The organism is Verrucomicrobiia bacterium, from assembly GCA_036405135.1.
Classification (GTDB): Bacteria; Verrucomicrobiota; Verrucomicrobiia; order Limisphaerales; family JAEYXS01; genus JAEYXS01.
The window spans coordinates 197555-219652 of sequence record DASWYF010000022.1 but is presented as its reverse complement, the minus strand read 5'-3'; the positions used below and the strand labels follow the sequence as shown (position 1 = coordinate 219652).

At 56.0% G+C, this 22098-nt stretch carries 17 protein-coding genes; 7 read left to right on the top strand and 10 right to left on the bottom strand.

From position 1 onward, the window contains the following. Positions 1 to 51: 51 nt before the first annotated feature. The 6 genes from VGH19_11410 to VGH19_11385 all read right to left on the bottom strand — a co-directional run bounded on the left by VGH19_11410 (position 52) and on the right by VGH19_11385 (position 9706). Positions 52 to 4959 carry a tetratricopeptide repeat protein gene (locus VGH19_11410; protein HEY1171969.1) on the bottom strand — a complete coding sequence of 1636 codons (4908 nt, stop codon included), beginning with the start codon at positions 4957 to 4959 and terminating at the stop codon, positions 52 to 54. Between the two features lie 10 nt (positions 4960 to 4969). Beyond that, positions 4970 to 6631, bottom strand: coding sequence for a tetratricopeptide repeat protein (locus VGH19_11405; GenBank protein ID HEY1171968.1), 1662 nt, complete (start codon positions 6629 to 6631; stop codon positions 4970 to 4972). A 131-nt stretch (positions 6632 to 6762) separates the two neighbouring features. Next, positions 6763 to 7689, bottom strand: a complete 927-nt coding sequence (locus tag VGH19_11400; GenBank protein ID HEY1171967.1) for a CsgG/HfaB family protein — start codon at positions 7687 to 7689, stop codon at positions 6763 to 6765. 15 nt (positions 7690 to 7704) lie between these two features. Continuing rightward, positions 7705 to 8538, bottom strand: coding sequence for a hypothetical protein (locus VGH19_11395; GenBank protein HEY1171966.1), 834 nt, complete (start codon positions 8536 to 8538; stop codon positions 7705 to 7707). Further along, complete coding sequence (locus VGH19_11390; protein ID HEY1171965.1) at positions 8535 to 9140, bottom strand: hypothetical protein; 606 nt, start codon at positions 9138 to 9140, stop codon at positions 8535 to 8537. Before VGH19_11390 ends, VGH19_11395 begins: the two co-directional genes overlap by 4 nt. Continuing rightward, complete coding sequence (locus tag VGH19_11385) at positions 9137 to 9706, bottom strand: RNA polymerase sigma factor (GenBank protein ID HEY1171964.1); 570 nt, start codon at positions 9704 to 9706, stop codon at positions 9137 to 9139. The genes VGH19_11390 and VGH19_11385 overlap by 4 nt, the downstream gene beginning before the upstream one ends. A gap of 287 nt (positions 9707 to 9993) precedes the next feature. Here VGH19_11385 and VGH19_11380 point away from each other — a divergent pair, with 287 nt between their 5' ends. Then, the gene (locus VGH19_11380) at positions 9994 to 11205 is read left to right on the top strand and encodes a hypothetical protein (protein HEY1171963.1); all 1212 of its coding nucleotides are present in this window, start codon (positions 9994 to 9996) and stop codon (positions 11203 to 11205) included. Positions 11206 to 11226: 21 nt separating this feature from the next. Here VGH19_11380 and VGH19_11375 read toward each other — a convergent pair whose 3' ends face one another. Beyond that, on the bottom strand, positions 11227 to 12510 hold the full coding sequence (locus tag VGH19_11375; protein ID HEY1171962.1) for a Xaa-Pro aminopeptidase: 1284 nt from the start codon (positions 12508 to 12510) through the stop codon (positions 11227 to 11229). A gap of 248 nt (positions 12511 to 12758) precedes the next feature. Here VGH19_11375 and VGH19_11370 point away from each other — a divergent pair, with 248 nt between their 5' ends. The 5 genes from VGH19_11370 (at position 12759) to VGH19_11350 (ending at position 17077) form a co-directional block, all read left to right on the top strand. Further along, a complete protein-coding gene (locus VGH19_11370) occupies positions 12759 to 13430 on the top strand; it encodes a hypothetical protein (protein ID HEY1171961.1) in 672 nt (223 codons plus the stop codon). Positions 13431 to 13445: 15 nt separating this feature from the next. Then, positions 13446 to 14801: a HEAT repeat domain-containing protein gene (locus tag VGH19_11365; GenBank protein ID HEY1171960.1), complete on the top strand. Its 1356-nt coding sequence runs from the start codon at positions 13446 to 13448 to the stop codon at positions 14799 to 14801. A 129-nt stretch (positions 14802 to 14930) separates the two neighbouring features. Further along, positions 14931 to 15440 carry a hypothetical protein gene (locus VGH19_11360; protein HEY1171959.1) on the top strand — a complete coding sequence of 170 codons (510 nt, stop codon included), beginning with the start codon at positions 14931 to 14933 and terminating at the stop codon, positions 15438 to 15440. A gap of 111 nt (positions 15441 to 15551) precedes the next feature. Beyond that, positions 15552 to 16688, top strand: a complete 1137-nt coding sequence (locus VGH19_11355; GenBank protein HEY1171958.1) for an aldo/keto reductase — start codon at positions 15552 to 15554, stop codon at positions 16686 to 16688. A 14-nt stretch (positions 16689 to 16702) separates the two neighbouring features. Then, complete coding sequence (locus VGH19_11350) at positions 16703 to 17077, top strand: DUF423 domain-containing protein (protein ID HEY1171957.1); 375 nt, start codon at positions 16703 to 16705, stop codon at positions 17075 to 17077. Positions 17078 to 17083: 6 nt separating this feature from the next. Here VGH19_11350 and VGH19_11345 read toward each other — a convergent pair whose 3' ends face one another. Genes VGH19_11345 through VGH19_11335 form a run of 3 tightly spaced genes read right to left on the bottom strand, consistent with a single transcriptional unit; the run spans position 17084 to position 20785 of the window. After that, on the bottom strand, positions 17084 to 18568 hold the full coding sequence (locus VGH19_11345; GenBank protein HEY1171956.1) for an NADH:flavin oxidoreductase: 1485 nt from the start codon (positions 18566 to 18568) through the stop codon (positions 17084 to 17086). An 11-nt stretch (positions 18569 to 18579) separates the two neighbouring features. Then, positions 18580 to 19809, bottom strand: coding sequence for a PDDEXK nuclease domain-containing protein (locus tag VGH19_11340; protein ID HEY1171955.1), 1230 nt, complete (start codon positions 19807 to 19809; stop codon positions 18580 to 18582). A 10-nt stretch (positions 19810 to 19819) separates the two neighbouring features. Then, positions 19820 to 20785: a dihydrodipicolinate synthase family protein gene (locus tag VGH19_11335; GenBank protein ID HEY1171954.1), complete on the bottom strand. Its 966-nt coding sequence runs from the start codon at positions 20783 to 20785 to the stop codon at positions 19820 to 19822. 318 nt (positions 20786 to 21103) lie between these two features. Between VGH19_11335 and VGH19_11330 the strand changes: the two genes are divergently transcribed. Next, positions 21104 to 22018 carry a LysR family transcriptional regulator gene (locus tag VGH19_11330; protein HEY1171953.1) on the top strand — a complete coding sequence of 305 codons (915 nt, stop codon included), beginning with the start codon at positions 21104 to 21106 and terminating at the stop codon, positions 22016 to 22018. The last annotated feature ends 80 nt before the right edge of the window (positions 22019 to 22098 follow it).

The window sequence follows — 22098 nt, the reverse complement described above, 5'->3', positions numbered from 1 at the left end:
GACTGGCCTTTAATATCGGCTGGCCTTGAGAACGTCGAGCCAGAAGAGGCATCACTTGCTCGCCTGCGCGAGCTTTTCTATCTCGATAAGGTCCTGCTTGTAACCCTGGCTCAATTGCATCAGCGCATACTCATCCGGCTCCAACTTGCCATTCCTGTTCCCGTTCATGTCACTCACCTGCCGCCAGTAGCTCAGCCTCTTCGTCAAATAATCCAACCGTTCCTTCTGCGCCGCCAGTTCACCTTTGACATGGTCCTCCGACCGGGATTCTACGACCGATTTCTTCAGCCACCACATCCGGCCAGACTCCCGATGAAGCAGTGCCAGATGAGTGCCAGTGGCGAAAAGGACTGGCGGAGAACTAAGACTTTCCGATGGAACTGTGTCCTTCGGATGATAGCGGAGCTGCGCCACCAGCGGTTGTTGCACGCCTTTTTTGAAAAACACCAGCCGATGCTCTTCACGCACAGTGGCGGCAGGCTTGCCCGGTGGACTGGATGGATGATACCAGCACCACAAAGAATCCGTCTCCACGGCCAAGGCACGGTGATAATGGAAAAATTGGTCATCCGCCTTCAGTTCTGAAGGAAAGATCCACCGGCAAGTATCAGCCGCATAATTTTGTGCTGCCACGAGCGGAATGATCTCCGTTTGATCGGGCAATAACGCATGGATTGACGGGGCATAACCGAACTGGCTGGACCGGGAAAACAGCATTCCCTGGCCACATATCTCGGTGCGCCACATACCGGATTCAGGCACTACTCCGACTGACCGCCAGCGGTTGCGATCTAGCAGATAGTCCACCACCTTGCCGCCGACGATGATCCGCAATCCGTCCTCTCCGCTCGCCATCATCAAGGCACGGTTCAATTGCAACGTCTCATCCAATGGTGTGAACGCTGGACGACGCCGATTGCTCGCCAGCACACGCACACTGCCATCTGCCAGCAATTCCGAGATGCTTTCCGGAGCGGATACGAACAGGCGGTCATGCGCACTGTGCAACCGGCTTCGCGATGGCAGTTTCCACGCGGTCTTGCTCCATTCTCCCTTGACCACCCCGAGTTCCCACACTGTGTCATCATCCAGATACAGCACCTTGCCTTCCTTCACTACAAACCCCTGATCACCGTTGTAGTAATAAGAATAACTTGGCTGTTTGGACCGGAATCCCTCGGGCATGCTGTAGACACGTTTGCTTCTGTCACGCAGGTTGTAGGAGATCAGTTCTCCTTTCGAAGACATCCGCCCGGCGCTGTAAGCGGTGTTCCATACCTCCGCCCAGAAATGATCCCCTGCTACCATGCAACCGGCCACAAACACTGATTGTGCAAAACCTAATTCATCCCGCGATGGCAGCAGTTTGACCGATTCCTCAAGATTCAATACCAGCGGGGCTTGCGGGGTCCGGGGTTTGGGTGCTGTCGGCAGTTTGATGTCTATCTCCACTTCCTCTTCTGGAATCGTGTTTTGCTGTGGTGGTTTGAGTGACGGCACGGGGGGTGGGCTTGCTTTGGCCACTACTCGCGGAGATGGAGGCACAGTCTCGCCGATCTTTCGGAACACCTCGCCCACTCTTCCACGCACGAATCCTGCAAAAACGTTTCCGGGAGGAATCGCGGCTTCATAACGCAGAAGCGAAGGCAGTATCAGCTTCGCAGCCGTCTCGTTCCATCCCAACATCATGGTCCCATGAATCGCGCTGGCATCGATCGCTTCCCCCGTTTCAGCCGCCCGGTCCATCCGGGCCGCCAGTTGCTTGACCTGGACGATGTTTCTTTGCTCCCGCACCTGCGCCAGCACAGGCACCAGTTTCGCATTCAATGCCGGCTTGAACTCCCCATCATACTTTCTCCGGAGCGGAGTGTTGTAGCCGATCTGGCGGGAGAGCATGTCCACCAACGATGGCAAATTCTCCATGTAGCTCGTCACATCGGCTCCGAAATCATGCTGGTTCTCACCTAGAAAACCCAATAACTCGCGGAACTTGGTCTCATAATTTTCCGGCGAACTGCGCTTCAACGTCATCAATCGCACCGTCAAACCGCCGAGCAATGTATCTTTGCCCTCCCACCGTTCCAAAAACTCTTTCTCCAGACGCATCATATTTTCCGCCGAGTGATCCTGCCAGGAAAGCATCGGCAGGATATATGGCATCCGGCCCAAGGAAGACAGTGACACCGCCAGATACTGGCCCCGACACAATGCGTCATCGTAACGTTTCAACCCGGCTGTCACATCCTCTTCCCACAACATGCCATAGCGCAACTCCAGCCAGTCATAAGAGATGCCGTTGTCCAATCTCGTGGGTACCGAATATTTGGCGAGGTAACCGGCCATCTCACGGCTCATCTCCCGCAACGACTCAGGCCGGACGATCTTGCCGCGCACATGAACCATTCGTTGATGTATCCAGCTCAGTTGCGTCGATGTCCGGAGCAGAACCGCCTCCCCCAGCTTCACCCAATTTTCCGGTGGCGCATTGGTTCCCATCCTGGCCGCCTGCTCCAGATAATATCTGGCCGCGAGCACTGCTTTGTCTACTTGTGCTTCCACCGGCATCGGCGGTCGCGGCATCTTCTTTATGGATTGGTCCTCATAGATCACCGGGTCGGCGGGCAGTTCCTTCACATAAGCGGCGATGCGCATCTCTGCCAATGACATGGAGCGGAATCCCAAGGCCCACGCGGTCTCGGCGGCACGCTGCGATTCCACCAGCGAATTATGCGCCATCTGCCAGCGTGATTCATCGAAATACCGGACTGCTTCCGCCAACGGATCCCAGCCTTTCAATTTGGCATTGGCATCCAGTGATTTCACGATTTGCACCGCGGCTGCTTCCACTAATTTCAGCGGTTCCTCCCGGGGTGCAGTTAACGCAATCTCCTGGGGATTTCCCTCTGGCCGCGTCACTCGCAGATGCAAGGTCATCTGGCCAGCCTGAACGCCCTCACGGTCTATCGTTCCATCCAGCACCAGACTGCCGTTCCAGAACGTTTCATCTGTCCTTTGATATAATTTCTCATCAGCCAGTTTCTCGAGCCGTTTGCGCTCCAGCACGAACAGCTCCGGTTGCTGCATCAGGCGGCGCAGCAACAGCTCGGTGAACATCCGTTCAAACTTGGCACCTTCAGGTGTGGCGATCGCTGAATTGAAATTCAAAAGAGAAAGCGGCACGGCGGATGTCTTGGAAACGCTCAACTTCGGCAAGAACGCTGCTTGCCGTACCGCCATCAACCCTGCCCACACCTCCAGATTTTTCACCGGCCATGACTCCTCCGCCTGGGCTACGATGACGCCCGGCTTCGTTGCCACCAACTGGATGCCGAGCCGGTTGCTTGCACCTTCTGGCATCAGGTCCAAAAAGATCACTCCATCCGCTCCGAGCAACTGGCCCAATTGCACTTTCGCCCCTTTCTGCCCGGCTGAGAGTGCCTGCTCACGCAGCACCCGCTCGATCTGATCGCGCTCCAGTAACATCACCCCGGGTTGACGGCTCCAGAATACCCCCAGAAGATCCGCGATATCTTGCAACCGACGGTCGGTCGTGACGATTGCCACACGGACCGTTTGATCGGCATTCGTGACTACGCTTGATGTTGTGACGACCGTTCCCGTGGCACCGGATGGAAAACTGGAGGCGATGAACTCCTTCAACCATGCTGTTGACTCGGGCTGACCGGCCGCTGCCGCTACACGATGCAAATGCAAAGCCTCGGTGAATCCTGTACCGCTGGTGACTGAGCGCTCAAACAGCCGTGCGGCTTGATATTGTGCATCACGATGTCCCAAGCTTGCCGCTTTTAGAAACCACCGCTGCGCCTCGACAAAGTCCGTCACAGTTCCGAAACCGTTTAGATACATGATCCCAGCCTGATAAAGGGCATCAAGATGATCTTGTGATGCAGCCATCAACACCCACTTCAAGGCCGTCTTGTCGCGCACCGAGAATTCAGCCGCAGGATTCATGCGGTTCGAACCCGGCTGCCGGATGATCTTGTTGGCAGCATCAAAACGGCTAAGGTGACAAAGCATCACTCCCAGCCGGTATTGGGCTGCTGCATCTCCCCGCCTGGCGCGGCTCTCCAACCCACCCGCCGCTTCAGGCCACGAAAGGGAAGCATCATGATACAGACGTTCCGAATGCTCCCATTCGCTTTTGATCACTAACGGACGAAAAGCATTGGCCCGCCGCTGCCCTTCCGCCTGCTCTGCCGTGGAAAATATGGAACGTTCATCCTTTAGATAACTGGTCGCAGCCGGGTCTCCCGCCGCCACGGCAAGGGACAGCCATTTGAACGCCTCGGTCATATCCTTGGCCATACCCCGGCCCGTCATCAGCCGGTTGCAGAGCATATATTGTGCATCGGCAACCCCTTGGTTCGCCGCCTTCAGGCAATACACCGCCGCCACCTCGTCAGCGCGAGACCAGCCGGTCATTTGATGACAGGCGGGGCCATACTCTTCATCCGCCACGGCTTTCACCCGGTTTGGATAGTCAGAGCCCCGTTCTATATAGGCGAGCCGCAGCCGGGCCACGACATTGGATTGCTGCGCCGCCAGCCGATACCACTTGCCCGCTTCCTCGACATTTGTCGGACGTCCGATCCCGCGCTCACAAAGCACCCCCATCTTTAGTTGTGCCTCCGCCACACCGTTGGTCGCCGCCGAATAAAACCAATGAAACGCCTCGGCATGATTCGTCTGCCCCCGTTCACCAGACCAGTTGATCCACGCCAGATAATACTGGGCCTTCGCATCACCGGAACGCGCTGCCGCCTCGGCTTCCGCCAATGGTTTGTCATTCCAAAAGATCTGGGCAGGATGCTGCCACGCTTGCGGTGCCTGTTGGTTTTGCCCATGGCCCCTGCCAACCAACGTCAGAAACAGTATCCCAAAGATCCCCAGCCACCTCAGCGGTCCTTCACCCACTCCGGCCATTCTATTTTTCTGCATGGCGTGCTCCTTATCGGATGAAATTCTGATATTCTCTCATCCAGCCGATCCATACTTTCATCTTCTGGAGCTGGCTTTCGTCCAGTTTGCCCGCCAGCTCTGCGACCTCTGTTTTAGCCGTGGAGTTGCCCGTCGAAGCGGCGAGATACAGCCAAAAACAAGTTTCCTCCAGGTCCTGCGGCATTTCCTTGCCATCAACATACCGGCGGGCAAGCGCGTAAAAATGAGCTCCGTCATTCTTTTTCAACGCCTTGGTCAGAGCCTGATAAACCGGCGTAAATTCTTTTTCCCGCTGGCTCACATTACGGATTTCTTTGCCATCGGGCCCCGCAGTCATGATGCGGGAAAAGCCCGTCATCTGGGCCAGTATGCTTTCCGAGGAAGCGACGCCGTTCATCTGCAACGCCGCTTCATAGCGATAGGCCTTTATGGGATCCGCCTTCACGCGCGAACCGTCCCGATGCAACTCCGCCAGACGGCTTAGAGCCGTAGTATTTCCTTCGATCGCAAACTTGTTCAGGACTTGCACCTCATTCTTTCCCTTTGCAGCCTCGTCCATTTCACGAAGCTGTAAAAACTCACGGGCAGCACGATTGCCGGCATTCTTTGCCAGTTCGAAGTACGGTTTGGCCTCTTCTTTTTCACGCCAGGGTATCTTCTCCTCCCAGATCAGTTTCCCCAAAAGCTGGGCCGATTGCATGTGGCCCGCATTCATCCCCTTTTCCAGATAGTCGTGAGCTTTGACATAGTCCGGGATGAAATCTTTGGGCGGATTCGCCAGGCTTTCCCCAGAGAAGAACCGGCCTAGATTATACCATCCTTGAGGATGATTCCGCAGTGCACCCCGCTCCGTCCATTCCACCGCCAAGATCACATTCCGTTCCACGCCGTAGCCGTGGAAATACATCCAGCCCACCGCCAGTTCCGAAGCTGGCTGTTCCTTCTCCGCCGCCAGCCGGTGCCACTTCATAGCCTGGGCATAATCGATGTGGCCCCTGGTTTCCATGTAAACATTGCCGAGCGCCGTCAAAGCTTCCATATGCCCCAGCTCTGCCGCCTGCTTGAACATTTTGAGGGCACTGGTGACATTCACATCGTCTCCGCCCGGAGGATTGAGATAGAAGTAGCCCAATTGCAGTTGCGCTTCCGTGTCTCCCGCCAATGCCGCTTTTTCGATCTTCTGCCGAAACTCCTCTTTTTTACGAAACCCATCGGGCTGGCGCACCACGATGTTCGCCGCCTGGCGTACCGAGCGCCACATGCCGCGCTCGCCCGCCTGACGAAAATATTCCAGCGCCTTGGCCTCATCCTTCTCCACACCGTTGCCATTGAAATAAAGGACTCCGAGATTGTTCAGAGAATTGGGAAACCCTGCTGCCGCCGCTTTTCGATACCAACGCATCCCCTCTTCCCGGTCAGCCTTTTTCCCCAGACCCTCCGTGTGATAGTAGCCTAGATAATGCTGCGCGGTGAGATCGCCCTTCTCCGCAGCCGCCACCACCTCCGCCAGATTTAACGGCTGCCAGCGCTTGATGATCTCGATCAGCGGGATGACCGGCGTGATTCTTGCGACCGGCTCGGCGCAGAAACCGGACGACAAATGCTGGCAGATAAGCCATAATGCCAGTGCGTATCGCTTGCAGCGCCTGACGTTGAATCGAGTGTCCTTCATTTTTCCTTCACTTTGCCTCGCTTCCGACCACTTTCAATGCAGACTGAATTACCCGCCACACATCATTCCCGCACTTGCACCAGTCCAGGGGTTATCACAGGCTTCAGGTTGCAGGGGGGATGGGTCACGCATCACTTGCCCAGCTTCGGCAGAACGCGTTCAGCCAGTTGTGCCGCGGCATTCTGGAGCGCCGTTTTGGCGGCGGTGCGTTCGGCGATGTCCACGCCCACACTCGTCTGGCGGTCAGTCCACAAAATCTTGCCGGTGCCTTTTTCCACGACCTTGATCTCTACGCGGGCCTTGCAGGAATACAGGTTGCCTTTGCGCATGCCGAATTCGCTGAATGCCTCGCCGGTCAGTTCCACCTCCACCTTGGCCGTGCTGGTAGAATCCGCAATCGAGAAGCCGCTCTCACGCAGCAGCAAACCGAATTCTGTTTCAGCAGCAGGATCGATGATCTGTCCGCCGTAATGCTGCTCGGCGATCTTCACCGATATGAGCGGGAGCCTCTTGCCTTTGAGCGCTTCCTTGAGCGCCGCCACGCGGTCTTGGTGCGTGACAGGTTTGGCGACCAAGGTGTCGGCCTTCTGGCTGACGACCAGACCGATCTTCCTGGCCGCTTCTTGCGCCATGGTGTCGATGGCGTTGACCGAAGCGCCTTTGGTGATGTCACCATGCACCTGGCTGGTTTCCGAACTGATGATCTTGGAGACCATCATCACTTCATTCCCCAGTGTGAAGATGCGACCGGTGACCAAAACCTTGGCTCCGGTCAACTGGCCGACCTTGGCCGCTGTAGCGGAGGAAACATTACCAGAAAGGCCGAGTTCCTGTTCCCCCAACACCTTTTGCAATTCGGCACGTTCCACGGTGATGACATTGGGGTCTGCGGAGAGGTAAGCGCTGACAAGCGTGGCCACCTTGCCGCCCAGATCCTTGCCCAAGTCTTCCTTTGCCTCGAAGTCGAACACCGCCACCGAGAGCGGCTCCGCTGCGCGCACACCGGCAGCTGTGAACAGCAAGGATACGGCGATGAATAATGAAATGATGGTTTTCATGCGAAGCGATTCCATTTAAAGGTTCATCAAGCGGCCAAGCAACATCAGTCTGTTCTCTTCCGATGACCGCGCCAGCTCCACGAGCCAGACCAGCCGGAGTTGTGATAAAGGGTTTTGGGACAAGTCCGACAACCCTATGCCGGTGCCCACCACCAAGGTGCCTTGCCCATGAGGAAATACACACACGGCAGGCTCAGGGGTAAGGGAGCGGCTGTCTGACTCCACGAGCCAGACAACCTTTCCTCCCCATTCCTTGGCGTACTGAGCCGCTAGGCGGCTTAAATCATCATCCTTGCCCTTGCCGGACACATTCACGAGCAAGGCCATATTCGACTTCATATCCTCCCAATTACGGACCTCACGGACCTGACAACCTTGGCTGCGGAGAAGGGTCGCCAAACGATTGTCAGAATCCCCCGCTATCCCGACAGGCTCCCGGCTGGAAAGTTTGCGCAACGGCGCAAAAAGATCGGCAGGACAACCGATGATTTCGGTATCTCCCAATAGCGCCCCCACCTCACTGCTCCATGTGATTCGAAAGCGCGTGGGACTGGTCACTTTGGGCAAGGTCAGCTCCACCGTCGTCTTAATGGTCTGTTTTGCAGGCACGACCAGTTGTTTCTTCTGTTCCCAACCAGGGATCGGTGCCGCTGTGCTGGAAGTCGACTGCAGCAACTTCAGACGCAGTGACTCGGTCACAGCCCGGTCTTCATCGTTACGGATGTCCTGATAGACCGCCGCCGGACGGTCCACAAAGACCACTTGCGTCTGCGTCACCGGTTCCCAGACCAAGGCGGCCTGGATGATCGATTGGCCCAGCAACAAAAGTATGGCGGCGGCAATCCTCATAACTGGGCATGCAGCACTTCGGCATGAATACGGAAGCCATCTACCACTTGGGACGGATTCTGGCTGGTCCATACCTGGTTATCCGCCAGCACGATCAAGCGGTCATCAGCCCCCGTGAACACCTCAATGGAGTGGCCATCCACTTCCAGTTTTTGTCCGCTGAAAGTGATCACTACCTTGCATTTGCCATTCTGGCAGATCTCCACCAGCAAAGGGTTGGTAGCCGGCCGTTCCGGCTGCTCTGCGAGCACCAGTTCCATCTCGCTTCCCCGCACCACCACGCCGCGCAAGCGATCGGGAAATAGCGTGGCGACTTCTTTAAAAAGTTTGGCGTAATCTGGCGTGGCTGCGACCGCACCGTGAGCGGGCGCAGCCGGTTTTTCAGGAAAACGACCGGCTATAAAACCGATTGCCAGGCAAACCGTCGCAAACCCCGCTGCCCACATGGGCAACCGGCTTGAGGGCGCGTCTTCCTTGGCCCGTTGATGGACCGGACGGGAAAGCTGGCGGACCACTTTGCCGGGGAATTCAGCCTTTTCCTCAGGAGAACGCTCCGGTGGCTGCACTGAGCGCAAAAGCTTGTTCAGTTCCGAATCTTTCATGCTTCCTCCTCCGTCATCAAATCTTTCAACCATTGTTTTAACTTGCGCCGGGCCATGAAGATGCGCCAGGAAACCGTCGTTTCCGAACAGCCCAGCACCCGCGCCGCCTCCGCATGGTTCATCTCTTCATATACCGTCAGCACGATCGCTGCACGCTGCTCCGCAGGCAGTTTCAGCAAAGCTTTTTGAACGGCGTCCCCTTGTGCTGAATTCCCATCCCCAGCCGAATGCGACCGCCTAGTGGCTTCATGTTCGGCTTCCGTGGCCCATTTTTCATGGGCTTGGCTGCGGCGTCCCATCGCCTTCCGCCAGTTCAGGCATTTGTTCACCGCGATCTGGTAGAGCCAGGTGGAGAATTTGCTGCGGTCCTCGAACTGGTCCAGACTGTGATACGCTTGGATGAACGTCTCCTGCGCGAGATCCTGGGCATCCGCCAAGGAACCGGTCATCCGCCATGTAAGCGCGTCGATCATCTGCTGATAACGTCCGACCAGCGCCGCAAAGGCTTCAGTATCCCCAGCCCGGGATCGCCTCACCCATTCTGCCTCTTCGCCCTCAAAAGCCATGTTTAAGCTGATCGTTTTGCAGATTAAGACAACGGGGTTTGGAGAATCCTTGGTACAAAATGAAAATATTTCGGGGAATTTCCACAAGGCATACGGCTATGGGGCCGAATGTTAGGCAGTTACGACTCTTGAGGACAATGACCGAGTACAAAAAACGCCCTGATTCTGTAATCGCCAACCTGTCGGGATTCATTCATTATGTCCATCAAGCCTGCCTGCATTGTTAAACAATTTCGCTGCTTTTTGTAACTTTCAGGCAGGAATGCTTAAGTATGAGGTAATTGGATATGAATATTAAAATAATTTTGGCGGTTTCCGTGTTGGCCAATGTGTTGCTGGCGGGCTATGCGTTGCGACCACAACCAACGCCTCCACCTGCCCTCGAAGCCAAGGCACAACCAGTCACCGAGCCCCCCGCCCCCGCTACCAAGACGAAAGTGGAGCGGCAGACGGTCACCAATACCGTCACCAAGCAGATCACCTGGGAGATGGTGGAATCGGGTGACTACAAGGAATATATCGAGAACCTCCGCTCCATCGGCTGCCCAGACGAGACGATCCGTGACATCATCCTCGCAGATGTGAACAAGCTCTATGACAAGAAAAAGAAAGAGCTGCGGGGCGGCCAAAAGAAGTTCGAATATTGGAAGGGCGGCAATCCTTTCATGGGTATGATGGACTCCGATCTCATGAAAAAGATGAAGGCCTTGGATGACGAGAAAAACGCGGTCCTGCGCGCCCTTGGCATCACGCCTGACGCCAAAACGGAGATGGCCCAGGTCATGAATCCGCTGGATGCGATGATGGATTTCCTGCCGGAAGAAAAGAAGGTCAAGCTCATGAAGATCATGAGCGACATGCAGGCCAAGATGGCAGAGGCCAACAAGGACGGCGGCAACGACATGGAAGCGATGGGCAAGGCGATGAAAGAGATGGAAAAAGCCATCAAAGGCGCCCTCACCCCCGAAGAGTATCTCGATTACCAGCTCCGTTTTTCCATGACGGCCAATATGATGCGCAGCCAAGTGGCCGGCTTTGATCCTTCCGAGGAAGAGTTCATGAAGATCTTCAAGATGCGCGAATCTTTTGATAGCGAGTATTCTCCGATGACCCGCGGTAACGAGTCTGATGAACAGCGTAAAGCCCGGGATGCTGCGGAGAAAAAACTGAAGGAAGACATCAAGAACACGCTTGGTGACCAGCGCTATGCTGACTATGAACGGGCTCAGGATTGGAACTTCCAGCAGATCCATCGGGCGGCCAAAAAAGCCGATCTGGGCACGGCCGAGGCGGCCAAGGTGTATGATATGAAGAAGATAGCCGAACAGGAGGCGAACAATGTGCGCCGGAACCAAAATCTGACTGCGGAACAGCGCTCCGAAGCGCTGCAAGGCATCCAGCAACAGACGGAAACTTCCATCAAATCTGTCCTTGGTGAAAAAGGCTGGGACCAATACAACCGGGGCGGCACCACAGGATGGCTTAAAGGGATCAAGTGATGGCCTGACCGGGGCGACCGGCTAACTCATCAGATCCTCGATCTCATCGGCTTCCACCGGTATGGCCGCCATCAAATCCACCTGCCCATTCTCCGTGATGAGGATGTCGTTCTCCAAGCGGATGCCGATGCCTTCTTCGGGAATGTAGATGCCCGGCTCCACGGTCATCACCCATCCTGCCGCCATCGGCTCAGTGGTGAAGCCCACATCATGCACGTCCAACCCCATTGGATGGCCGAGGCCGTGCATGAAATACTTGCGACAGGCGGGGTTCTCGGGGTCTTGTTTCTTGATGTCTGAGGCTTTCAGTAGACCGAGCTTCAGCAATTCCTCGTTCATCATGTCCCAAGATTCGCGCTGCCAATCTCGGGCGAGCTTGCCCGCCACAGCGCCTTTGATACTCGCGCGCATCACGCGGAGGACGGCGTTGTAAACTTGCTTCTGACGGCGCGTGAACTTGCCACTGACAGGAATTGTGCGTGTCAGGTCAGAGTTGTAATTCGCATACGCCGCCGCGACATCGAGCAACAGCAGGTCGCCCTTCCGGCACACTTGATCGTTCTGGTGATAATGCAGCACACAGGCATTCGCACCGGAAGCGATGATCGGGCCGTAGGCGAAAGTGGCGCGATTCCACGTGAACTCATGGATGAATTCCGCCTCGATCTCATACTCCATCACGCCCGGCTTCACGAAATCCAGGATGCGACGGAAACCTTTTTCTGTGATGGCGCTGGCTTGCTTGATGAGCTCGACTTCATGCACAGACTTCACAACGCGCAACGGATGCATCACACGGGCGAGACGTTGGTAATCGTGCAATGGATAGCGCGCCATTAGGTCTTTGATAAAACGGCTGTCACGCGTTTCCACTTCCACCACGGCGCGCTTGTGCTCATTGGTGTTCAGGTAAACGTGTTCCACCTCGCACATGAGCATGTGCAGCACGGAGCGGAGTTCGGAGAGCCACTTCACCGTTTTGATGCCGGAGATCTTTTGCGCGTCCTCCTTCGAGTGCTTGTAGCCTTCCCAGATCTTCAGGTGCTCATTCGGTTCACGCAGGAACAGCACTTCACGCAACTTGGGATCGAAGGAATTGGGGGCGAGGAGCAAGAGCGACTCTTCCTGTTCGATGCCGGTGAGATAAAAGAGGTCGGCATTTGCCACCAATGGCAATGAGCCATCGGCGTTTGTGGGCAGCACGTCATTCGCATTCACCACGGCCAGGGAATTTGGCAGCAGAAGCTTTTTCAACCGCTCACGATTCTCGACGAACAACGCCGGATCTATTGGTGTATGACGCATGGGGAAACGGTGCGATATTTTCAGGCGGAAGACAACTGGGATAAACTGAAGAATACACTGAAACAGAAAACCGCGAGAGCAGACATTGTCTCCAGAAGTTGAAGCATCTATAGTTAGCGACGGCGATGAAACTTCCGGGTATGTTCAAATGGGTGCTTGTGAGTGTAATGTTTGCAGGCCTACCATATTTGCGGAAGAACTTATCCGTTCCGCTGACTGAATCATTGATCACCACAACTGTCTGATACGTGGAAAAATCTGAAACAATCCATCCCGACCCGATCGCTTACTTCAACCGTTGGCTCCGCGAGCCTGTCCTGGTCAAAGACCGCTCGGTGGCCGGGATCATCGCCGCGCTTGACGCACATCCATCCTCCAGTGATGAAAGTCGGCAGAACTATGTGATGCCCCCTGAGCGATGCCACGAGGAAGGAGATGATCGCTATGTGGTGTATAGCGAAAATCAGGATGTCTATTATTTCTTCGTATACGCAGGGGATGAATTGAAGACTGACCCGCCCGTCTATCTCGCATCCTCCTTGGATCTGCCTTTGGATCATGGAGTCGATCCTTCCCAAATCATTGGTGGAAATCATTGCCTCGTGGCGCAGTGCTTCACGGATTTTCTCTGGTTGATTTGGGGGCAATACATCGGTGTGAGATTTGAAGCGGGGGATCATCTGGCCAGTGGGGTATCGGGGCTTCATTTCAAACGAGGCACCCGTTTAGAGACTGGGTTCAGAAATCCTTTGGGCATCGAATTCCCAGCCGGCTACGACTGTTATTTTTCCGAAGACGTGATCTACATCCCGCAATGGGGCGCAGCCTTTTTAAATGAAGCTTCCAAAAAAGCTTTCCTCAATCATTTCAACCCGCAATTCACTCACGAATGGACGGTCACCGGAGATCCCATATCGTAAGGATAACCTTTCTGCATGAAACTTCCGGCGAAGTTCAAATGGGTGCTGGTGAGCGTGATGTTCACCGGCCTGACCATCTTTGCCGGAATCAAAATCCACGCGTGGCTGAATCCGCCACCGATGTATGAAGGGCAACCGGTGCCGCAATGGGTGCGTGAATTGGGCGATGCGAATTATCAGGTGGCGCATCGGGCACAAACGACGGTGCCGGGCATTGGCACGCCTGCGACGCCCTATCTTATCGATCTGCTGGAGAATCCGGAGAGTAAGCTCGATACGATGCGCAATAGCATGGCTCGCAAGTTTCCTTGGCTGAAATTAAAGCCGTATGATTTTGCGCGGGCGCGTTCCACCGCTATTCAGCTACTCGGGCAAATGGCTCCGGGCGATACGAACGCCGTTCCGGCCTTGGTGAAGGCTCTTGACGACAAGGATGAAACCTTGGCCGTTGCTGCCCGAGAATCGCTCTCACAAGCGGGTGAAGCGGCGGTGCTGCCGCTCGCGAAGGCGCTGAAACATGAGTCCGCGTCAGTGCGTTTTCTCGCAGTGTCGGCATTAGCGGATTTAGGACCGAATACTTCCGCGGCTGTCCCTGCTCTGCTGGAAACATTGCACGATGAAGTGCCTCAACTGCGCAGTGCTGCCATTGTGGCACTGGGCCGAAGTGGTGCGGAGGTGAGCACCTTGTTGCCCGCATTCGTGAAAGCCACGAATGACAAAGTCGTGACGGTGAAGCTGGATGCGATCAATGCCATCGCCGCGTTTCAAAGCGAAGCGGCTCCTGCGGTGCCTGCGTTGATCAAATTGCTCAAGGATGAGGAGCAATGGGTGCGTAGCAGTGCGGCGTTTGCTTTGGGACAAATAGGCTCGGCTGTCAATGAGACAACGTCTGCACTGCATGAAGCATTAAATGATTCTTCGGCTCACGTGCGTGTGACGACAGGAAATGCGCTCTGGAAAATCACCGGCAAGAGCGATGGTTTGGTGCCGGTGTTTTTGGAGGCGTTGAAGGAATCGGATTTGCGCCTGCGGAATTATGCTACTCAGGGTTTGCTGCAACTCGGTCCCCCAGCCTATCCGCATGTGCCATTAATATTCTCGGTGCTGAAGGATGAGTTCGAGCCGGGGCGTTATCATTCTGCTCTCCGTTTATTGGGCGATGCGGATGAGACGTTATTGCCTTATTTGCAACCCTGTTTAAAGGACTCGGACGCGCGTATCCGCGGAGGCGCAGTCTTTGTATTAGAGCGATTGGCAGCACGGCTACCGGCGGCGCTGGAATTACTGAAGGAAGCGACGAAAGACATTGATGCTAGCGTGCGGGAGGCGGCAGAGCGAGCTTTGCGAAATTTGAAAAATAACGGCGGTTAGGCGAACGGCAGGCCTGAGTTTAGACATTTCACTTTAGTTTGAGTATATTCCACCCGCCCTTCCTTGCTGGAATAACGGCAGATTTCGATTGAATCGAAAGGCAGATTGGCACGGAATAGGGGCTGAACTATGAAGTTGTCCGACGCACAGAAAAAGACGGTCATCGGCTGGATCGAACAGGGTTTGAAACTGGCCGATATCCAGAAGAAACTTGGCACTGAGATGGGCTTGAACCCCACCTACATGGAGGTGCGTTTCCTAGTGGATGACCTGAAGGTGCTGCCCAAAGATCCCGAGCCGCCGAAGAAGCCTGAGCCTGCTCCGGCCCCCAAGCCCGCTGCCCCCGCCGCTGGCGAAGAAGATTTCGCCGAGGAAGCGCCCGAAGCACCGGCACCAGCAGCTCCCCCTGCTCCCGGTGGAGCGGGTAATGTCTCGGTGACTCTGGACCAAATCACCCGTCCCGGCGCGATGATCAGTGGCAAGGTGACCTTCAGCGATGGCAACACCGCCGAGTGGTATCTGGACCAGATGGGCCGCCTCGGTGTCGTGCCGGCCGTGCAAGGTTACAAACCCACGCAGGGCGATGTGCAGGCCTTCCAGATGGAGTTGCAACGTCAGCTCCAGAAGATGGGCTTTTAAGTCGCCCTTATCCGCAACATCGGTTGAACGATGCGCAACGCAGTGGTATCCGATTTCCGGCGTTGTGATTGATTAAATGGCAAAGAGCCAACGTCAAAAAATTTACATATTATGGACCTGACCCGCACAGCTTACGGCACTTGGAATGGTGGCCGCTTCATGCACTTCGGTGAACCGGTGACCGACGACCGCTTCATCGCCCTCATCCGGCTCGCCTACGATTCCGGTATCCGCACGTTCGTCACCGCCGACGTTTACGGCACTGGCGCGGCTGACGAAATGCTCGGCAAGGCGCTCGCAGGCATCCCTCGCGACAGCTATTGCCTCGTGGGCACCATCGGCCATGACTTCTACGAAGGTAAGCGTGAAGGCTCGAAAGGTTTCCCGCGCTTTACCCACGCGTCCCTACGCGGTCCGGAGAAATATGCGGACTACGTGAAGTTCGCCACGGAGAAGGCGCTCTCCCGCTGCCAGGCGTCGAAGTTCGACCTGTTGTTCCTCCACAATCCCGACTCCATCGGCTACACCAGCGAAGCCGTGTGGAAGGCGATGGAACAAGTTAAGGATGCCGGGCTTACGAACCGTCTCGGTGTGGCCCCCGGGCCCGCGAACGGCTTCAGCCTCGATATCATCAACTGTTTCGAGAAGTTCGATGGCCTCATCGATTGGGCCATGATCATCCTCAATCCGCTCGAGCCATGGCCGGGCCGCTATGTGCTGCCTGCCGCTGAGAAACACAACGTGAAGATTCTCACGCGCGTGGTGGATTACGGTGGCATTTTTCATGACGACGTAAAGCCCGGTCACAAGTTCGCCGAGTGGGATCATCGCACGTATCGCCCCGTCGGTTGGGTGGAAGCGGGCGTGTCCAAGGTGGACCAGATGCGCAGCATCGCGGAGAAGCACGGCCTCACTTTGCTGCAACTCGCCTCCGCGTGGAACCTCACCCATCCGAGCGTCAAGAGCGTCATCCCTACCCTCGTTCAAGAAATAGATCCCAAGTCCAAACCGATTGAAGCGAAGGTGAAAGAACTCGCCGCCATGCCCGATGTGAAACTCACCGCTGAAGAGATGGCGACCATCGATCGCATCGGTGACAATACGAACTGCATGGCGCTCAAGGGCGGCAATCCCGATCACCAAGGCGACAACCTCCCCGATCGCTGGTCCATCACGCCGGAGCTGATCGAGGTCGGCAAGCGCTGGAATATCCAGCCCGAGCGCGACCTCATCTGCAAGCACCACTAAGCCGTAACCGCCGCATGACTTCCACGCTCGCCCTGCGCATCACCGGCATCAGCGGTTTCATCGCTGTGTGCCTCGGCGCGTTCGGCGCGCATGGCCTGAAAAACCTGTTGGAGCAAAACGGCCGTCTGCCCAATTGGGAAACCGCCGTGCTCTACCACTTGGTGCACACGGTCGTCATGCTCTTCGTCTGCCTGCGCTCACCATTCTTCCCGAAACAATGGTGGGCGTTTTTCATCGGCAACCTCATCTTCTCCGGCAGCCTCTACATATTAAGCGTCACCAACATCACCAAGCTCGGCATGATCACGCCTTTCGGCGGACTCGCCTTCCTGGCGGGCTGGCTCATGCTCGCCTTTCAAAGAACACCTGCGCCCCACCAAGCGCAGTGATTTCGTTCACGCCCCGACGTTTTTCTTGATCTCCTTCAGCTTCGCGAACTCCGGTTTCTGCGTGTAATATTTATCCAGCGGATAGCACCCGCTGATCAACCCATTGCGCGGCGCCGTTGTGCAATCGCTGAACGTGCGGCAGATCAGCTTCGTCGTCATCTCGCCCTTCTGCACTGCGTCCGCGATCATCGTCGGATAGCTCAGCACCACGCGACCGATGCCCACCATATCCGCCCAACCGTTCCGTACCACATACTGCGCCACATGCGGCAGATACTCTTGCAAGTAGCTGTAGCCGGAGCCGATGATGATCATGTCCTTCGGCGCTTTCGCACGCAATTGCTTCACCACCTGGATCTGCCGCTCCACGTCGATCAACGGATCATACGCCGGCTGATAACCATCGCTCGGCGGAAACGCCGCTGGCCGTTGCAAGTTCGGCGTGTAATACGGCGAACCCGCGGTGGTATTGATGATTTTCACGCCCAGCTCCGCGCACAGTTCGAGGAACTTGAACGTCTCCGCGATGTCGATCTGCGTCGGGTCCTGCTGATTCACGCCGAAGCCATACACATACGGCAGACAATGCGCGTGCTCTTCCGGAATGCCCGGCCCCAGCTTGCCCGGTTGCGAGAGCGTCGGATCAGGCCGATAGGGCACCTTGTCAAACGTGCTCAAGCGCACCGCGAACTCGATCTTGTTCCCGCTCGCGCGAATGCCCTCAATAATTTCGCGCAACACCCGCGTGCGGTTCTCAAAGCTCCCGCCGTACTTGCCCGGACGCGTATGCGCCCCGAGAAATTCGTGCAGCAGATAACCGTGGCAATGCTTGATGTCCACGAAGTCCGCTCCCACATCCCACGCGATCTTCGCTGCGCGGATGTAGCACTGGATCAGTTCTTCGATGTCCGCATCCGTGAACACTTGGTCATCGCTCGTCACATTGAACTTCTTGTCGAGAATCGGATGCCGGAACGCGATGCGTGATTCCCAGCGCTTCTTGTCCACCGGACGGCAGAACCGCCCCGAGTGCGTGAGCTGAAACCCGATCACCAGGTCATCCGTCGTGCCATACTTCTCCAGATGCGCCTTCTTCAGAATGCCCATCAGCTCCGCGAGACCCGCCTTGTTCTCCTCCACGATGATGATCTGGTTCGGATTCGCGCGCCCATCCGCGCGCACCGCCATCGCCTCCGCGCCGCAGATCAGCTTGGAGCCGCTCTCACCGAAGCGCTGCCAGCGCCGCCGCATCTCCTCCGTCACCCCGCCCGTTGTCGTCCCATCCCACCCTTCCATAGGATGGATCGCATAACGATTGCCAATCTTCTTCCCGTTCACCGTCACATGCGTGATCGGCTGCGCGAGCGGTGAATCCCCCGCCGCGATCTTATCCTCGCAAGGGATATTGATGCCCAACGTCTCGTTGAACTTGCGGAACTCCTCAACCGTCTTGAGCGAGGCAACGCGCGTGATTTTGAATGGTTCAGCCATAAATTAAATTTCTAAACTTTCTTACGTTTCGTTCTCGTCACCTTACCCGCATACCCTTCCAGAGTCTGGCGGGTCTTGCGCAACTCCTCTTCCAACCGCTTCACATTCGGCAAAGCCAATTGATATTTATGCGCCAGCACCTTGTTCGGCAACGAATCCAGCGTGTAATGCACCAACGTTTTATCCGTCGAAGAACACAGAATGATTCCCACTGGCGGATTCTCATCCTTATGTGTCCAATGCTCTCGCGCGTAATTCAGATACAGATGCATCTGTCCGGCATCTGCATGCGTGAACTCACCCAGCTTAAGCTCCAAGATGACTAGACAGCGTAAGCGGCGATGATAAAAGATCAGATCGACGCGATACCACGCCTGCCCGATGCGCAACCTCCGCTGACGCCCCACGAAAGTAAAATCCCCGCCCAGTTCGAGCAAAAACGTTTCCAGATGCCGGATGAGCGCCTCCTCCACGTCCGTTTCCGAATACTCATCCTTCAGATCCAAAAATTCCAACACCAGCGGATCACGCAGCACCTCATTCACCGAAGGCTTTTCGTCAGCCTTCGCTTGAGAACCCTTCTTCAGCATCGCCACTTTGTTCTTGGAGAGCAAAGTGCGTTCGTAAAAGAGCGTCCCGATCTGTCGATTCAATTGACGCACGCTCCAACCGCCTCGCAACGCTTCTTCCTCATAGAAACTGCGAGCTGATTCGTCTTTCACCGCTAGCAGTCGCACATAGTGCGACCAAGGAAGCGGAAAACGTTTCGCTAGAGCATCGAGGAAATATACCCAATCCAGTTCAGAAAAAGATTTCCGCGACGCTGTCGCGGAAATTGGAACGAGAGATTTTGCAGACTGTGTCTGCAAAATCCCAACAGACGAAGATTCTCCCGACAGTGTCGGTAGAATTTGAAAATCTTCCGACATCGTCGGGAGAATCTTGCTATAACTCAGAAAGAATTGCCGATATTTATTGAGGTTTGTATACGAAAAACCCCTCCCATGCCGTTCCGTCAAATCCTTCGCCAATCGCTCCAACAGCTCATCTCCATACTCCGCCCGTTTCTTTCCCCCTTGCTCAAACTCCACAATTCTCCGCCCCACCTCCCAATAAGTCGCCGTCATCAGGCAGTTCACCGAACGTGCCACCGCCCGCCGCGACTGCTCCAAAAGCGCACCGATGCCCCCGACCAATGTCGGATAAGCCACCACTTTCTTCGCTGCGCTTTTAGATTTCATTTTCATCTCCTCACACCAACGGCAACCGCTTCACGATATTCGCCAAAATCTCCCGATCCGAATCCGGCCGCTTCGCCGATTTCGGATGCGTGTCATCACACCCCAGCCACCCGCGCAGTTTCAAAAACATCGCCGCAGAATGCTTGTAAGCCGGCACCGGCGGACGAAACGCCAGGAAGCCCAGATACTGCATCAGATCGTTCAATTCGTAGAACGACGCATCACCCTTCTCCCAAGCCGCATCACGCTTCGCGAACACATCCGGCGCGAACGTGCTCAGGCCCAGCAGATAATCGCTGCCATACATCACCATATCGATGGCGAGGTCATTCCCCGTATACACACGGAAATCCGGTCGCGTCTCATCGCGCAGAATGAGCCGTTGCCATTCCAGATCGCGCCGCAGCGAAGAATGCTTCGCCCCGATGCACTCCTTGATCCGCATCAATCCCTCATAAACCTCGAGCGAGTAAATCTTCCCGAACGGCGCGAACATATCGCCCAGCTCGAACCCGATGAACCGCGAGCTATATTTCGCCAGCTTCTGATACGACGCCACGATGCCCTCATCCGATTGCCCCGTGAGTCCGTACGATTGAAAAATCACCGGCGTCCCCCCGCGCTGCTGGATCATCTCCATCTGCTTCGCATACGCATCGCCATTGAAAGCCGCACCCTGCTGATCCAGCACGAACGCCCCCGCCACAAAATTCCCGTTACCCAATTCCGCCCGCGTCAGGTCCAGCGCCTTGCTGCGGATGCCGTCATCGATGAGATTGCCGAACCCCGTATCCATGTTCACCGCCGGCGCGAGACCCGCCGCCGCCGTGCGCCGCACATGCGCCTTGAACCCCTCCCAATCCACCTCCCCATTCGCCTGAAATGGCAAAAGGATCGCCGAGATCCCTTCGATCTTCCGACGCGGCTTGATCATCTTCAACGGGTCAATCGCATTGATATCAATATTCTGGCTCATAAAATTTAAAGTGCTGTCCGTCCATTCTCCCAAATCATCTCCCCAACTGCAACCAACGACATCCGCCAATCCCTTACCCGAACCGTAGCCGCCGACATTAGTCGGCGCTAACCACCCTCACTCAATGTTCAGAGTTCGATGTTGGATGTTCGATGTTTCCCATCCCGTTACGCTCTCTTCTTTTCCCGTTCCCTTTTCGCGTATTTAGCGTATTTCGCGGTTACCCTCTTCGCTCTGACTTCTTACTTGCCCAAAATCTACCATCCAGAGAACAATCGGAAAAACAGTACTTTCCGATAACAGTTATCGTTTTTTCCGATGGAACTTTATCAGCTCGAATATTTCATCGCCGTCGCCCGCCAAGGCAACTTCACCAAGGCCGCTCGCTCCTTGCATCTCGCCCAAGCCGCCTTGAGTGAGCAGATCAAGAAACTGGAGGAAGACTTGGAAACCAAGCTCCTCATCCGCGATCGTCGCCGCACCCGCCTTACCGCCGCAGGCGATCTTCTTTATCACCGCGCCTGCCTCATGCTCGACATGGCCCGCCAGACCCGCAAAGCCATCAGCGACGTGAACGAACTCAAACGCGGCCGCCTCACCATCTCCGCCATCCCCTCCCTCATCGGCTGCTGGCTCCCGCCCGTCATCGAGAAATACCGCGCCAAACACCCGCACATCGAACTCAACCTCCTGGAAAACAGCTCCTCCGGTGTCGCCGAAGCTGTGAACTCCGGCCTCGCCGATCTCGGCTTCCTGCAACTCCCCACTGACCAACGCAAATTCGAAGTCCACGGCCTCATCCGCGAACCTTTCAATCTCCTCGTGCGCAAAGATCAGGCGAAAGGCAAAGACTCCGCCCGCCTCGTGGATTACCGCGATCACTCCTTCATCTTCTACAAAGGCCGCGCCCGCGATGTCGCCATCGACGCCTGTCGCCGCTCCGGCTTCGAGCCCAAGATCGCCTGCGAATCGGGGGAGCTAGACACTATCCGCGCCCTTGTGAACGCCCGCCTCGGCGTCGCGTTACTGCCTAACCTCGCCTTCACCGCCAAACTCCCCTCCACGCTCAAAGGCCTCGACATCACCCACCCCAAGATCAACCGCCTGCTCGGCTGGATCAACGCGAAGAATCGAAGCCTAAACCCCGCCGCCGCTGCGTTCGCGAAAGAAGTAAACGACCACCTCATCATCCAATGCTTCGGCTACATCCCCGACGAAGCATCCGTATCGTAATCGTTCTCATCGTGCCCTCGCCCCCTCCTCGTAGTGGGGCAGCCTGCCCCGTACCAACAGGTCGGGGGCGCCACCGCCTG